This is a genomic window from Maridesulfovibrio ferrireducens (assembly GCF_016342405.1).
Classification (GTDB): Bacteria; Desulfobacterota; Desulfovibrionia; order Desulfovibrionales; family Desulfovibrionaceae; genus Maridesulfovibrio; species Maridesulfovibrio ferrireducens_A.
Genome location: NZ_JAEINN010000003.1, coordinates 107990 through 123396 on the forward strand (window position 1 = coordinate 107990; position 15407 = coordinate 123396).

The window sequence follows — 15407 nt, forward strand, 5'->3', positions numbered from 1 at the left end:
GTTCTGGATAATATGCGAGTGCAGGCTCCGGTGGAACCGAACAGCTTAAGAATAAATTATACTAAAGCGATTCCGCCTCCCTCCCGCGATTATTTCGGACATTTTTTTTTGCGTTATTTTCTCGATTACAAATTTTAAACCTTTTCTGAAATTATACTGCAAACAAACATTGCCCTTGCTCGCTTCTCTTGATAACGATTCCTTTCCAGAAAGGAGGAAACGTTTTATGAACCCTTTCAGTATAGTTCTTTTTGAACCTGAAATTCCACCCAACACTGGCAATATCGCCAGACTTTGCGCAGGCACAGATACTAAACTGCACCTTATTGAGCCGCTAGGCTTTTCAATATCAGATAAACACTTAAAGCGTGCCGGCCTTGATTACTGGCCGAACGTTAAACTTTCTGTATGGAAAAACTGGCAGGATTTCAGGGATAACACTGAAATCGGCAGACTGATAACAACAAGTGCAAAACGAGGGGCCCCTTTATTCAATTTTGAATTTAAACCAGGCGACCACCTTGTATTCGGACCTGAGACTCGAGGCTTGCCCGAGTGGATGTTTGAAGATATTACGCACGCTATAAATATCCCTACAAACAAAAAGATAAGAAGTTTAAACCTTTCAACTTCAGCCGGAATCATTTTATATCAAGCCCTTGCAAGTCTTAATGATGATACACTGTTTGAATAAACTTAAGTAACTTCATTAAATACAACATCCCGATTTAATACTTATTAATTGAAATAAAGACCTTATGCCTTTTTCCCGGACGGCTTCGCTTCTTGCATAACATGACTGCAAGAGTTACATTGTCGTTCCAAATCAATATCTGGACGGAGAACTTATGAGACTTCTTGTTACTGGCGGATGCGGTTTTATCGGAACCAATTTTATATACCTGATGCAGGAACGCCACCCGGACTGGAAGATCGTCAATCTAGACAAGCTTACCTATGCCGGAAACAGAAAGAATCTGCTCGCAATTGAAAATAACGCTGATGCTAATTACAGCTTCATTCATGGTGACATCTGTGACAAGACCCTTGTTAGGAACATCATTGAAGAATATAAAATTGAAGGTGTAGTCAATTTCGCTGCTGAATCTCATGTAGACAGATCCATAAATGATCCCGCTCCGTTTTTAACAACCAATATTCAAGGTGCGCAAAATCTGATGGAGTGTGCCCGTCAGGCCGGGCTTGAAAAATTCGTCCACGTCTCGACAGATGAAGTATACGGAACTCTAGCTAAAAACGAGCCGGCTTTTACTGAAGACAATCCTCTGATTCCAAACAGCCCCTACTCCGCATCAAAAGCGGGTGCAGACCTTATGGCTCGTGCTTACTTTGAAACATATAATTTTCCAATATCCATAACAAGATGCTCGAATAATTACGGGCCGTATCAATTCCCGGAAAAATTAATCCCGCTGATGTATACAAAAGCCGTTGCCGGCGAACAACTCCCCATTTACGGAGATGGTTCCAATATAAGGGACTGGATTTATGTAGACGATCATTGCACAGGCGTTGAACTGACACTTTTAAAGGGTCAGCCGGGGCGGGTATACAATTTCGGCGGAGCTGCTGAAAAAACCAATCTTGAACTGGTTCGCGAACTTCTTTCAATACTCGGAAAAGATGAATCTTCGATTACTTTTGTAAAGGACAGACCCGGACATGACCAAAGATATGCCATGGATTTCACTGTTGCCCAGAATGAACTGGGGTTCAGCCCAAGTGTCACCTTTGCTGAAGGAATCCGTAAAACAATCCAGTGGTATCAAGATAATGAACTGTGGCTGGAAGAAGTCAAAAGCGGATCTTACCGGGACTTTATGGCAGAATGGTATGGAGAGCAAAAATGATTGAATTAAAAGGCAAAAAGGCTATTATACTAGGCGGTAGAACAGGTCTTTTAGGACAAACGCTAACTGAAACACTAAAGAAAAACGAAGTTATAACCATTCCGCTTTCGCGAAATGACTTTGATCCCTTAGAGGAACAGTCTCTTACAGCTTTTTTTGAACGGGAAGAACCTGACTTCATATTCAATACAATTGCCTATACAATGGTAGATCAGGCTGAAGATGATAAAAACAAAGCTCACCTCCTCAATACAACTCTCCCTGTAATACTCGGTAGAATCGCAAAAACACACAACGCCAAGCTTATACATTTCAGCACAGATTTTGTCTTTGATGGCAAAAACGACTCACCGTACACTGAAAAAGACAAAACAAACCCAAAATCAGTATACGGTGCAACCAAACTTGCCGGTGAAGAAAAACTTTTAGCTATCGGCTATGAAAACATATTAATAATTAGAACAGCATGGCTGTTCGGACCTTATAAAACTAATTTCGTTCAAAAAATTTTGAAATTTGCCCGCGAACGTGATTCTTTAAGTATCGTCCATGATCAAACCGGCTCCCCGACGTATACTCCCGATCTTTCTGAATACACAGTTGCGCTTTTAAAAAGTGATGCCAATGGCATATTCAACATTGTCAACTCAGGCAAAGCAAGCTGGTGCGAACTGGCAACAGAAGCCATCAACTGCGCTGGTATCAACTGTCTTGTAAACCCGGTACCATCAAGCTCCTATCCCACAAAGGCCGCAAGACCGTCTTACTCTGTCCTCGACACATCAAAATTCACCGAAACAACAGGAATAAATCCACGCCCGTGGGTCCAGGCGCTGAGAGACTATCTCTACAACGATCTTAATAACGACTTATAAAAAGAACTGACTAAGACCACTTTTATGCCTAAAATATCCCCCGCTTTATTGCGAAATTCTATCCAATGCCTGATGACTATATTCTGTGTATGGACAGGATATCGTTTCTACCTTTTCTATCAATGGATGATTGGTAATTCCAGCATTGCCGTTGCAAAACCCGGTGCTGTCGAAGGCTTTCTACCTATCAGTGCCCTGCTTTCATTTAAGCAATTACTTACAGAAGGTATTTACGACGAGGTTCACCCTGCGGGACTGACAATCTTTATTGCAGTACTAGTTATGTCGCTAATCCTTCGTAAAGGTTTTTGCGGATACATTTGCCCAGTGGGCTTCATAAGCAACCTGCTGAACCGCTTAGGGTTAAAAACAAAACGCACAATTACAGTTAAGGGTAAACTAGAATTTATTTTGCTGCTCCCCAAATACATCGCCATGACATTTTTTGTTTATGCGATTTTTTTCAAAATGGGTTCCAGAGAAATATCATCGTTTATTCATTCAGGATATAATTTTACAGCAGAAGCAAAGATGCTTAATTTTTTCACTAATCTTGGATTAATCCCTTCCATCAGCATAGCGGCAATTGTTCTGCTCAGTATTTTTATACCCTACTTCTGGTGCCGTTTTTTATGCCCATACGGAGCTCTGCTTGGAATACTTTCTAAGCTCTCTCCGGTTGCAGTAAAAAGAGATCAGGATTTATGTATAGATTGCGGAAAATGCACAAAAGTATGTCCGGGTGGAATTCAAGTTGATACAATGACAACCGTTAACTCCGCTGAATGCGTAGGATGCACACAGTGCATCGGAAGTTGCCCTGTGCCTGATTGTCTAAACCTGACGGACAGACTGAGTCGTAAAAGAATCCCTTGGGGGACCATAGCAATTGGAAGCTTATTTATACTTATGCTATACTACGCGACAGCAGTCTTCACCAATCATTGGAATTCTCCGATGCCATTTGAAATGCTTCGCGGATATTATTTAAACATGTAAATATATTTCGCTCATATGACAGAACAAAGAAAACCCCCTCAGAGAAATTCTCTGAGGGGGTTTTAAATACATTAATTTGAAGGAACTTTAAACTTTAGCAGCCTGAAGTTCTTCTACTGAGTAATCCCAGATAGTGTTGTGTGGCTCAAGAGTTTCTTCGCTGAAGAAGCGAGGAAGCTGATCGTCAAACTTTGTGAATCCTGCGTTAGCGTTGAATTCAAGCTCGTTTTTAAGAGTGTTTACACCCAAAGCAATAAAGTCATCAGTAGTAAACTCAATACCGTGAGAAGCTGAAACCATGTCACAGATACACTGAACAGCATCTTCTGTATCAAGAACTGCAAAGGCAACAAAGAGGCAAAGTCCTAAAGCATCAATTGCCGCAGTAGCAATCTGGAGATTCTTGGAAAGCTCAATCTGACCTTCTCTGGAAAGAGGATCAATATCGCCACCGATTTTAAGGATATTGGTAGCAACTGCGTATCCTGCAGTATGGTCACCACCCATAGGGGTTGTGGCATAAGTAACGCCGATACCTTTTACTGAGCGAGGATCGTAAGCTGGAAGACTCTGTCCTTTAACGGTAGGAATACGGTCAACTCCGAAAGCCTTACCTGCGAAAACAGTTCCGTTACCGATAATGCGTCCCATAGGATCAGCAGTACCGACCTTTCTAAGGAGCGCAAGAGCGGCTTCGCCATCACCCCATTCTAGAATGCCACCATCCATTGCAACGCCCATGGTACAACCCATTTCAATGGTATCAATACCCTTTTCGTCACAAACACGGTCCATAGTCGCGATGACATCAATATCTTTAACTAAACAGTTAGCACCGAAGCCCCAGACTGTTTCATATTCAAAACCTGAAGTCAGGTAATCACCATTTTTATCGTTGTAACGCTGTGAACACTGAATAACACAACCGGTATGACAGCCTTCTTTTGTCTTACCGTTACGGGATTCAATAATTTCAGCAATTTTTTCACCTGAAATTTCAGCAACATCGTCAAAACGACCATTACGGAAGTTCTTTGTAGGAAGTGCGCCTGCTTCGTTAATGATATTAACGAGAATACAAGTACCATATGCAGCAAGGCCTTCACCTGTTACTGGATGACCTGTCAGAATTTCAGTCCAGCGTTTACGAGCTACCTTAAACTTATCTTGATCAACGGCTTTACCTCGGCCTGAAGCTGCAGGATCAAGAACAACAGCCTTGATCTTTTTAGAGCCCATAACTGCACCCAGACCACCACGTCCGGCAGATCTGGCTGGATGATTATGCGGGTCAGAGAACTGAATGGTTGAAGCTGTAAGACACTGTTCACCGGCAGGTCCAGCCAAAGCAGTCACAGCCTTTTCGCCATACACTTTTTTTAATTCTTCATGTGCTGGGTAGTTATCTTTTCCAACTATGGCTGAAGCGTCTTTGAACACAACTTTGTCAGCGTAAATTTCAAGAATTGAAAACGGTGCATCTTGAGCTGGTTTATCTTCAAAAACAATTGCCAGAATATCAAGCTTAGGCAAAACCTGAGCAAACTGACCACCGGAGTTACTTTCTTTAATACCACCAGTCAGAGGAGATTTGGCTCCGCAGGAAAGTCTGCCGGAGTTAGCTGCACCGGAATGAGCAAGGATGCCAGCAGCAAAAACCAATTTATTTGATGCGGAAAGCGGATGGCTGTCAGCTGGAACTTCTTTATTTACAAGTCTAGAAGTAAGTCCGCGACCACCAAGTCCAGCGTATTCGCCAAGTTCTTCAAAATTAAATTCTTTAGTACGAGTATTGATTCTAAGGATTCTGGGCATATGACCCCCTTAAATTAAAGTTAATTCCAACCAACCTTCTCTTAATGATAAAAGGTAATAATCAATTAATAAGCAAAATAATTATATATGTGTAGCGTCAGTTGTCAAAACAATTAAATTATATCTTTTCAAGCACAACTGATATTTTATTATATCTTTTAAGACATAATAAAAATTAATAAAGAAATTTCATGTAAAACAAAAACTAAAAAGAAAAACAACATACATTAATATCAATTTTTAACATCACTACTACAGATTTATGATCAAAATTAAATTTTGACAGTAAAACATTCACAATATCAATGTTACAAACATTTATTAAACAAAAAAAAGCGGGGATGGTTTTGCAACCATCCCCGCTTATCAAAGCAGAATCTAAGGAGTTAACGATTATGCAGCGTCAGCTTCTGCGATATCTTCATCTGTTTTGCTGGCTCCAACTCCAAGAAGAATCGGGCTTGCAACAAAGATTGATGAATAAGTACCGACACCAACACCTATTAACAGTGCTAGAGCAAAGTCATGAATAACTCCGCCGCCAAGAACAAACAAAGCAATAACAACAAGCAATGTTGTGCCTGAAGTCAGAATTGTTCTGCTGAGTGTCTGGTTAATACTAATATTGATAGTATCTGCAAAGGTCTTGCCCACTTTACCATGAATATTTTCACGGATGCGGTCAAAAACAATGATAGTATCGTTCAGTGAATAACCGATAATAGTCAACAAAGCGGCTATAATGGTAAGATCAAATTCTTTACCCATTAATGAGAATATCCCGACAGTTATAAGCACATCATGAATAAGGGCGACAATTGCCCCTAGTGCATAATTAAGCTTCAAGTACCAGCATAATCCCACAGTAATTATCAATGCGGCAAAAATGAGTACAGAAGTAGACATTCCCGCCAGTTCCAGGACGCTGATTCCGCCGAAGAGTCCACCAGCCATAATAGCCGCTGCAAACCAACGTTTCTCAAAACGTCCTGAGATATAAATTGCAATCAGAAGTACCGCAAAATAAAGAGCTTCAATCGCCTTAGTTCTTAAATCGGCACCAACTTTGGGACCGACCATCTCAAGACGTTGAATCTCAAATTGAGTACCTTTCAGATTCGTTTTAAACTCGCTATTAATTCTTTCGCGAATATCCTGAGAAGTTACTGTTGAAGTAGAGGTTCTGATGAGAATTTCATTATCATCAGCATGCCCGAAGCTTTGAACTACAAGCCCTGGAAGTTCTGTGCCTTTAAGGGCATTTTTAACTTCTTTAACTTCAACAAACTTATCAAACTTAACCTGAACTACAATACCGCCGGCAAAGTCGATACCGTACTTGGGGCCGCCCTTTATTACCAAGGAGCATAGTCCAAGCAGAATCAAAATAGCGGAAATCATGAATGCTTTACGTTTGAATCCGATAAAATCAATATGAGTATCGGGTTTAATTATTTGCAATCCCATGTATTCACTCTCCCTAAATGCTCAGCGGCGCATCAGCGGCACGCTTGGAGGTGTAAAGATCGAACATGATGCGGGTGACAAAAATTGCAGTAAACATCGAGGTAAGAATACCAAGAGTCAGTGTTACCGCAAATCCCCGGATCGGCCCGGTACCGAATTGGTAAAGAATAATAGCTGCAATCACAGTTGTGATATTGGCATCAAGAATAGTGAGAGTTGCTCTGCTGTAACCTTCGACGATTGCAGCTTTTGCTGTAAGCCCTCTTCTTAATTCCTCACGAATGCGTTCAAAGATGATTACATTCGCATCAACAGCCATACCGATGGTAAGAATAATACCTGCTATACCCGGAAGAGTCAGAGTAGCTCCGAAAGCAGCCAGTCCGGCAAGAATCAGGATAACATTAAGAACAAGTACGACGTCCGCAACAAGTCCTGCAAAGCTGTAGTATACAAGCATGAAAATCAGTACAAGAATACTACCTACAACTGCAGCGGTTATGCCCTTATCAATAGACTCCTGTCCAAGAGAAGGTCCGACTGTTCTTTGTTCCAGAATATTAACCGGAGCAGGAAGTGATCCGGCTCTGAGCACTATAGCGAGGTCATGCGCTTCATCAGTAGAATAACTTCCGGTAATACTTGCTTTACCGCCGCTGATACGATCCTGAATAGTAGGAGCGGAATAAACCTTACCGTCAAGTACAATCGCCATGCGCTTTTTAATATTCTCGCCTGTAATACGTTCAAAGATCCTTGCCCCTCTGTTATTAAAACTGAGAGTTACGTAAGGTTTATTGAACTGGTCGAAACGAGTCTGCGCATCATTAATAAATTCACCGGTAAGCATTGCTTCTTTTTTAAGAACAATCGGTTTTTCAATATAAGAACCGTCAGGCAGTCTGTGTCTGATAACAGTCACTTCGCGGCCTGGAGCAACAATACCTTTAGCGGCTTTTTCAATATCAGCAGTATCATCAACAAGCTTGAATTCAAGATGAGCTGTTTTACCGATAATTTTGATAGCTCTCTCAGGGTCCTGCATACCGGGCAGCTGAATCTGAATACGATTTCCTTGCTGCTTACGGATGTCAGGCTCTGCAACACCGAACTGGTCAATACGGTTGCGGATAGTTTTAATAGCCTGATCCATTGTGAGCTTAGTTAGATACTTCTTAAATTCCGAAGTTGGAGCAAAGATGTAAGTGACTTTGCCGTCAGGTTTTACAACCGTGCTGACGACACTCAAGTTATTGAAATCTTTTTTAACCAAAGATTCCAATTTTTCCCGCTGCTCTTTTTTGAGCAAAACAGCTTCAATTTTTTCGCCTGCAAGCACATGGGGCTGTAGAACAATCATTCCCTCTTCTCTGGCAACGGCTCTAAGGTCGTCACCGAGGCGGGAAAGAGTATTGTCCATAGCTTTATCCATATCTACCCCTAGGGTCAGATGGATACCACCCTTGAGGTCAAGGCCTAAACTGATTTTGTCATTCGGCAGGAAACGAGCCATGGCCGAATTCTGAACCGCAGGCATTGTAGGCAGAAGGTAAAGACCTCCAAGCACAATCACCAACAGAGTCAGAGCAATTCTCCAACGAAGACTCCCGTTCATCTCCTCTCCCTTTATAAATCCAAATAGGAAATGTTACGACACACTTAAAAAGGCAAGCACCGCCGGAACGAACCGAACAAGGTGACTTGCCTTTGCAAGGCTGCATTACAAAAAGGCTTATTTACCTTTTTCTTCCTTAGCAGTGATTGCCAAACCGGCGACGTATCCTCTGTCAACTTTAACCTGAAACCCTTCAGCAAGTTCAACAGTCAATTCATCACCACTAACAGCAACAATTCTGCCGTAGAGTCCGCCGCCAGTCAGGATGCGATCACCCTTCTGGAGACCTGCAAGCATTGCTTTATGCTGCTTAGCCTTTTTCTGCTGCGGTCTGATAAGCAAGAAATAAAAAATTGCAAACATAAGAATGAGAGGCAGAAAGGAGCCGAGAGCACCAGCTGGTCCAGCCTGTCCCTGCCCTCCTCCGAAAGAACCCATCGCGTGTGCGATATTGTCAAAAAACATCATGTCCTCCTGAAAAGACTGTGTACGAGATAAATAATCCGCCTATTACGCGGGAACATACATGTTCCCGTAAGGGCGGTGAAAGCGACCAACGCTCACACCGATTTCCTCAAATTAATCCTTGATAACACCGCGGATACACCGAGATAGCCATCATTAACAGGATTTACCGAAATATAAGTTTCAAACGCACTGTTAAAAATAAAAAACATATGTGCGCCGGAAGTAACTGGTTTAGCAGAAAACACACCTATAAGTAAAACAGCTACCTAAACCACAAAAAACTTCTATTTATCAACTTGTTACGATTATTGACAACAGATCCATACACTACTTAATATGAATATATACTCGATAACCGACATCGCAACGAACGTAAATAGTAAACAGGCCATTAAAGCTTGCACTTGCCTAAGTGGTTCGTAATAGGGTGTAAAGGTTTTTTTGCTTGTTATCTAGCTTTTTTAAGGATTCCACTCTTTAATAAAAAGCTCCTCCGGCCACATTAGAATATCGGGACTGCCTTCACACAGCTTGTTTTTAGTTTCAGCATCCAATTTACATTTAAACTTTATAAATGAAGTAAATATACCCGCAAGATCAATATCTCCGACCAGAACATAGCCTGCGAGCCTGGATTCTTTAAAAACGAGCTTGCGATAAACCTGCTTAATTTCATCATAAAAAGAATGAACATCATAACCGGGATTGTTATCCGGCACAAAAAACTCACCGACAGAAGCCATTGGCATCCCACAAAAAATAAATGAATTCATTAAGATATTTTCAGGATAACCAGGCATATCTCCAATTTCATTGCCTTGCGTAAAATGGCTAACAATGAGTCTTGCCCGGACCTCTGCACCAATTTTACGAGTAAAATCCAGATTTGAGAGAACATTATCATCAATGACAATCAAGCCTGCCTCAAGAAAGGACTTATCCGAGAAAAGGACACCTCTCACACTGCCGTCTTTGCCCCCAATTATCTCATCAACCGAAACGTCGCATTTCAAACGAAGTCCAACTTCCTCAATTCTGCGAGACATGATGTCAGAAGCTTTTTGATCAAAACTCCGGGAAAGAATTCGTTCCCCTTCTTCGACAATAGCAACTTCAAGACCCAGATTAAACAGGCTTTCTGAAATTTTTAATCCGCCAACATCTCCGCCGATGACTACTGCCCGTTTAATATCTTTTGAAATTTTAAGAAGCTCATGAATATCATTTAAAACGTTGTTTATTTCTTCTCTTTCAATATTCGAAGAAATAGAAGAGTACAATTCTACCGAGGCCGGATGACTTTCATAAAATTTTAAAGCGCGATTCGGACACACCTGCACGCAGGCCGGACCTTCATCTCTACCGGAACACAAGTCGCATTTGATAATCTTATTCGTAAGTTTATTGCGCTGTATTGCCCCGTAGGAACAACTTACAATACACGACCAGCATCCCACGCACTTTTCAGGGTTATACTCAACCACGCCCGAATCACGATTCTTTGACAATGCCCCGGCAGCACATACGGCAACACAAGCAGGTTCATCGCAATATCTGCAACTGAGCGCAACACATGTTCCGTTTTTTTCAACAACTTGTATTGAGGAGACAAGCCCGGCGATCCGCTCTTCGGTATAAGCAAGAATCAAATCTTTAGTTTTTGAATGAACGGTAAGGCACGCAAGCTCACACAGTTTGCACCCTATGCAATATTCTTTATCTGGATATACTCGTTTCACGAATGATTCCTATTGCCCTGAGTGCTTGACGCCAAAAATCGTCATTTCTGTATTAGATAATCCCACAGCTCTGAGCTTGTCTCTATTTCCACGCAACTCATCAAGTGAACGAAGTCCCATCGCGCTTAACATCAGCTTGATTTCACAATTCCATGCGCTGACAAGATTCACAAGTTTTTCGGCTGCAATTTCAGGGTTCTGGCGTTTGGAAAAAATTGGATCGGTGGTTGCGATTCCCCATGGACATTTACCAGTATGACACTGACCGCAACAAGTGCACCCTACAGCCGCCATTGCTACACTACCGATACAAACAGCATTTGCCCCAAGAGCGATTGCTTTAACAACATCAGCGCTGCAACGAATTTCACCATCTGCGACAACTGACACTTTATCTCGCAATCCCTCGTCTCTTAACTTCTGATCTACCACGGCAATAGCAAGTTCAATAGGCATGCCTGCATTCTGTGTCCTAGCAGCGAACGGACCTCTACCGAATTGCTGTGCCTCAATGAAAACAATATCTGCCCCGGACCGCACTGCATCAACGGCCATATCAGCGACATTATGGCCCGCAACAACGAATTCACCATGTTGATTATCAGCAATATCAAAATCTATACCGAGCTTTCCTGCGGCACTTTTCATGGCAGCAAACAGATTTGAATTAATTGGATTAGATGATCTAGTGCTGAATAAAATAGAATTTACAATTGCAAACTGAGTGGACAAAGAAAGATCATTTAAAAAATTATCTGGTAAACAAGTATCAAGCAGCAACTTATCCCAATAACAAGGGACAACTGCATTTGCACCCAAACCTGACGACAAAACCTCGCCGGTTTCAGCCTGTTTATAAATATTGCGCAAAAAGGCCGCCTGCCCGAATTCCTTCTGACAAGAAGATAAATCTTTCTTTTTAATTACGAGAGCCCCGGCAGGACAAAAAGCTGAACAGCGCTGACAGCCGACACACTTACTACTGTCATGATCGACTATGTTTCGAACAGCATCTCTAAAATGAGCACCATATGAACACTGCCGGATACAAACATCGCAATCAATACAGAGATTCTTATCCCGCTCAATTACAAATTCATGATAAAAATCGGTTAATTTATGAAAAAGCAAAATAACCTCAAAAAACTACTGGGTGACATTGGGCCAGAACTTTGAAGCCCTTGCGGGAGTATATCCTTCCATAAAAGCTTCACCGAGAGTGCTGAACCGGACTTTATTTCTATTCATAATCGTAACCGAAAAGTTACTGCCGACACGAAAACATCTGCGGCTTCTCATATTTCCGACCCATTTTATATTAAAATCTTTGAGACTGGAAATTTTACGCCAAAAACCTTTTACTTCCGACATAGCTTTTCTTTGAGCCTGTAATAATAAATCCTGCTTTACAGAATCATTATAAGGGTGAAAATAGAAAAAAGCCGCGCCCTTTTCGACCATAATCTCATTCACAAAATAATTATCCAGATAGACCCATCCGATAGTTCTTCCGTAATTGTCTTTTCCCTTCTTAACAGGCTCAACTCTTACAACTTTATTTAGAAGCAACTCCTTAAGAATTTCAGAGGATTCTTTAGCGTAATACTGATCAGGCTTCCCCTCACGTCCTATTTCCGGAGTATCAATGGAAGCAATACGAATTATTTCATTATTTTCAAGAACAAACGTGTCCCCATCAATCACATGCTTAACTTTCCCTTCATAAGCCTCGCAATTCAAAGCGGAAAAGAGACAGATACATACCACGACGCAAAAAAACAAAACGGAGCTTCTATCAGCCCCGTTTTGTTTATCATGATTTTTATAAAATCGAATCAGCACATTATTTTCCTGTTTATTGAGCCCAATGAATAAGTCCAAGAGAATGCGGATCAAGCAGCAATTCATGGTGAGGAAGAATTCTTACAGTATAACCAAACCTTCCGGCTTCATTAGGAAGCACTTCTCCCTGATAGAGATGCCAGCCTGCGCCCAAACTTTCCTCAGGAGTCATTACGATCGTTTTACGACCTATAAACTCCCGATCCTGACTGACTGGACCTGCATAAATTTCTACTTGAACATCCTCAGTATTTAAACCGTTAAGAAAAACCTCGGCACTGATAATAATCGGTTCCTGAACATATATATCCGTATGCACTTCAGAAACAATATTTCTGATTTTAAGACTGGACCACTTCGTCATAAGTTCCATTCTCCAGGCAGCTAAATCTTTAGCTCCCTTGAACTCATCTTTCGCCATAGTCTTATAATTATTAAAAGCAGGAAGATACGCCTTTTCGGTGTAATCTTCAACCATACGGTTCGCATTGAACTCAGGTCCGAGTTTGCACAGAGCGGCTTTCACCTTCGTTACCCAGCTTCTTGGAAGACTTCCATGTCCGCGATCATAAAAATCCGGGATAATGTCATTCTCCAGCACCTTATAAAGTGTCTGACTTTCAACAAAATCTTGATACTCATGATCGTTATAATCTTCGCGTCTGCCAATTGCCCACCCGAGACTGTTATCTGACAAATAAGCTTCGTCCCACCAGCCGTCAGGAGTACTGAACTGCAACACACCATTAGCCATTGCTTTCATACCGCTTGTTCCACAAGCTTCAAGAGGACGTCGGGGAGTATTGAGCCAGACATCACAGCCCTGAACAAGATAATTAGCCATCTTCATGTCATAATCTTCGAGAAAAACCATACTCATACGGCATTCTTCACGACGGCAAAACTGAATCAGTTCCTGAATCAATTTCTTACCTTCATTATCCTGAGGATGTGCCTTACCTGCAAAAATAAACTGAACAGGATGTCTGGTATCAGAAATTAGTTTAACTAATCTTTCCTTATCCTTAAGCAACAGTCCTGCTCTCTTATAAGTAGCAAATCTGCGAGCAAAACCGATGGTCAGAGCTCTTGGATCAAGCGCTTCCTCTGCAAGTTCAATCTCTTTTCTGCGAGCACCTATATTAAGCAATTGTTTACGAAGCCTTTTGCGAACAAAGTCCACAAGCTGTTCTCTTAACCGCTCATGAGTTCTCCAAAGCTCCGCATCAGGAATATTATCAACCTGTCTCCATGTACGAACACAATCCGGATCTTCACGCCAGTTCGTGCCGAGGTAGCGGTCAAAAAGGAGAGAAATATCGTTAGCGACCCAAGTAGGCATATGAACACCGTTGGTGATCGCCCCGATGGGAACATCTTCAACAGGATACTGAGGCCAGACTTTCTGCCACATATTTCTGGAAACCTGCCCGTGAAGCTTGGAAACTCCGTTATTAAAACGAGAAAGCTTAAGTGCAAGGACTGTCATACAGAACAATTCACTGTCATCACGGGGATCTTCCCTGCCGAGAGCCAGAAATACTTTATAAGCCAGCCCCATAGTCTGAGCGTAAGGTTCAAAATACGGGCGCATCAAATCAGCCGGAAAGCGATCGTTCCCCGCAGGAACCGGAGTATGTGTCGTAAATATACTTGAAGACGCGACCATTTCCATCGCAGCTTCAAACGACAAACCGTGATCGGTCATAAACACTCTGATACGCTCAAGTCCGGCAAAAGCAGAATGCCCTTCGTTCATATGAATTACACTAGGCTCAAGTCCCAATGCGGCAAGAGCTTTAACTCCACCCACACCGAGAAGAATTTCCTGCCACAGCCTCATTTCGAGATTGCCTCCGTAAAGACGGGCTGTGATAGCTTTAAACTGAGCAGTATTCTCTGAAATATTGGTATCAAGAAGATATAATGTAACACGCCCGGCATCGACTTTCCAAATCTTTACATGAAGCGGCTCACCTTTCATTTCCAGAGTAAATTTAAGATCTTCACCTTTCTCATTCTTAGCAGGCTTAATCGGCATTTCTTCAAAGTCATGACTGGGATAACGTTCCTGCTGCCAACCGTCCTGAGTCATATACTGACGAAAATACCCATGCTGATAACACAGACCTATGCCCACAAGTGGAATATTTAAATCACTTGAGGACTTAAGATGATCACCGGCTAGAATACCAAGTCCTCCAGAATAAATCGGTAAACTCAGACCAATTCCATATTCAAGACTGAAATAAGCAACGACGGGTTCTCCCTGTTTTGCTCCCTCAAATTTATATGAACAGCTTACTCTGGAAAGATATTTGCTCTGTATCCTCACGGCTTCATTAAGACGTTGAATAAAAAAAACATCAGTTGCAAGCTCTTCCAGCTGTTTTTGAGGCATGTTGTTCAAAAACGCAACGGGGTTTTGCTGGCAATCCCTCCATAGAACCTGATCAATTGAAGAAAAAATGCTGGAAATATCGTTATTCCAAACAAACAAAAAATTATATGCTAAGTCCCACAATTTTTCCAACTGCTTAGGCAAACGAGGGACAACACTGTATACGCGAAGCGGCTGCATATGTATCTCCTTAGTAATATACAATTTTGACTGTAATAAAATTAATCTATCAGAAAAGCCTAACGTTTTACACTTATATTTATTATTTGCCTTATTCAGATGTTTTTTTCAAGACAGTTTAATAATAATAATTTT

General features: G+C 41.7%; 11 protein-coding genes and 2 pseudogenes. 4 read left to right on the forward strand and 9 right to left on the reverse strand.

The window, feature by feature from the left end; genetic code table 11:
• Positions 1 to 226: 226 nt before the first annotated feature.
• The 4 genes from JEY82_RS04295 to JEY82_RS04310 all read left to right on the forward strand — a co-directional run bounded on the left by JEY82_RS04295 (position 227) and on the right by JEY82_RS04310 (position 3745).
• A complete protein-coding gene (locus JEY82_RS04295) occupies positions 227 to 694 on the forward strand; it encodes a tRNA (cytidine(34)-2'-O)-methyltransferase (protein WP_304082944.1) in 468 nt (155 codons plus the stop codon).
• A gap of 154 nt (positions 695 to 848) precedes the next feature.
• Complete coding sequence (gene rfbB / locus JEY82_RS04300) at positions 849 to 1871, forward strand: dTDP-glucose 4,6-dehydratase (RefSeq protein WP_304082947.1); 1023 nt, start codon at positions 849 to 851, stop codon at positions 1869 to 1871.
• On the forward strand, positions 1868 to 2746 hold the full coding sequence (gene rfbD / locus JEY82_RS04305) for a dTDP-4-dehydrorhamnose reductase (protein WP_304082949.1): 879 nt from the start codon (positions 1868 to 1870) through the stop codon (positions 2744 to 2746). Before rfbB ends, rfbD begins: the two co-directional genes overlap by 4 nt.
• Positions 2747 to 2770: 24 nt before the next feature.
• Positions 2771 to 3745 (forward strand): 4Fe-4S binding protein, encoded by a 975-nt coding sequence (locus JEY82_RS04310; RefSeq protein ID WP_304082951.1) that lies wholly within the window; start codon positions 2771 to 2773, stop codon positions 3743 to 3745.
• Positions 3746 to 3832: 87 nt separating this feature from the next.
• Here JEY82_RS04310 and JEY82_RS04315 read toward each other — a convergent pair whose 3' ends face one another.
• The 9 genes and pseudogenes from JEY82_RS04315 to glgP form a co-directional block, all read right to left on the reverse strand.
• The gene (locus tag JEY82_RS04315) at positions 3833 to 5560 is read right to left on the reverse strand and encodes an aldehyde ferredoxin oxidoreductase family protein (protein ID WP_304082953.1); all 1728 of its coding nucleotides are present in this window, start codon (positions 5558 to 5560) and stop codon (positions 3833 to 3835) included.
• 393 nt (positions 5561 to 5953) lie between these two features.
• Positions 5954 to 7027: a protein translocase subunit SecF gene (gene secF / locus JEY82_RS04320; protein ID WP_304082954.1), complete on the reverse strand. Its 1074-nt coding sequence runs from the start codon at positions 7025 to 7027 to the stop codon at positions 5954 to 5956.
• Between the two features lie 13 nt (positions 7028 to 7040).
• Positions 7041 to 8642 (reverse strand): protein translocase subunit SecD, encoded by a 1602-nt coding sequence (secD, locus tag JEY82_RS04325; protein WP_304082957.1) that lies wholly within the window; start codon positions 8640 to 8642, stop codon positions 7041 to 7043.
• A 117-nt stretch (positions 8643 to 8759) separates the two neighbouring features.
• A complete protein-coding gene (gene yajC, locus JEY82_RS04330) occupies positions 8760 to 9107 on the reverse strand; it encodes a preprotein translocase subunit YajC (protein WP_304082960.1) in 348 nt (115 codons plus the stop codon).
• A gap of 464 nt (positions 9108 to 9571) precedes the next feature.
• Positions 9572 to 10849 (reverse strand): 4Fe-4S dicluster domain-containing protein, encoded by a 1278-nt coding sequence (locus tag JEY82_RS19680; RefSeq protein ID WP_369681149.1) that lies wholly within the window; start codon positions 10847 to 10849, stop codon positions 9572 to 9574.
• Between the two features lie 9 nt (positions 10850 to 10858).
• A pseudogene (locus tag JEY82_RS04345) lies at positions 10859 to 11425 on the reverse strand (glutamate synthase-related protein); the annotation flags it as partial.
• A gap of 354 nt (positions 11426 to 11779) precedes the next feature.
• Positions 11780 to 11980: pseudogene (locus JEY82_RS04350) on the reverse strand (4Fe-4S binding protein); the annotation flags it as partial.
• A 15-nt stretch (positions 11981 to 11995) separates the two neighbouring features.
• Positions 11996 to 12691 (reverse strand): thermonuclease family protein, encoded by a 696-nt coding sequence (locus JEY82_RS04355; protein WP_304082962.1) that lies wholly within the window; start codon positions 12689 to 12691, stop codon positions 11996 to 11998.
• Between the two features lie 13 nt (positions 12692 to 12704).
• Positions 12705 to 15272 (reverse strand): alpha-glucan family phosphorylase, encoded by a 2568-nt coding sequence (gene glgP, locus JEY82_RS04360; protein ID WP_304082965.1) that lies wholly within the window; start codon positions 15270 to 15272, stop codon positions 12705 to 12707.
• Positions 15273 to 15407: the final 135 nt, after the last annotated feature.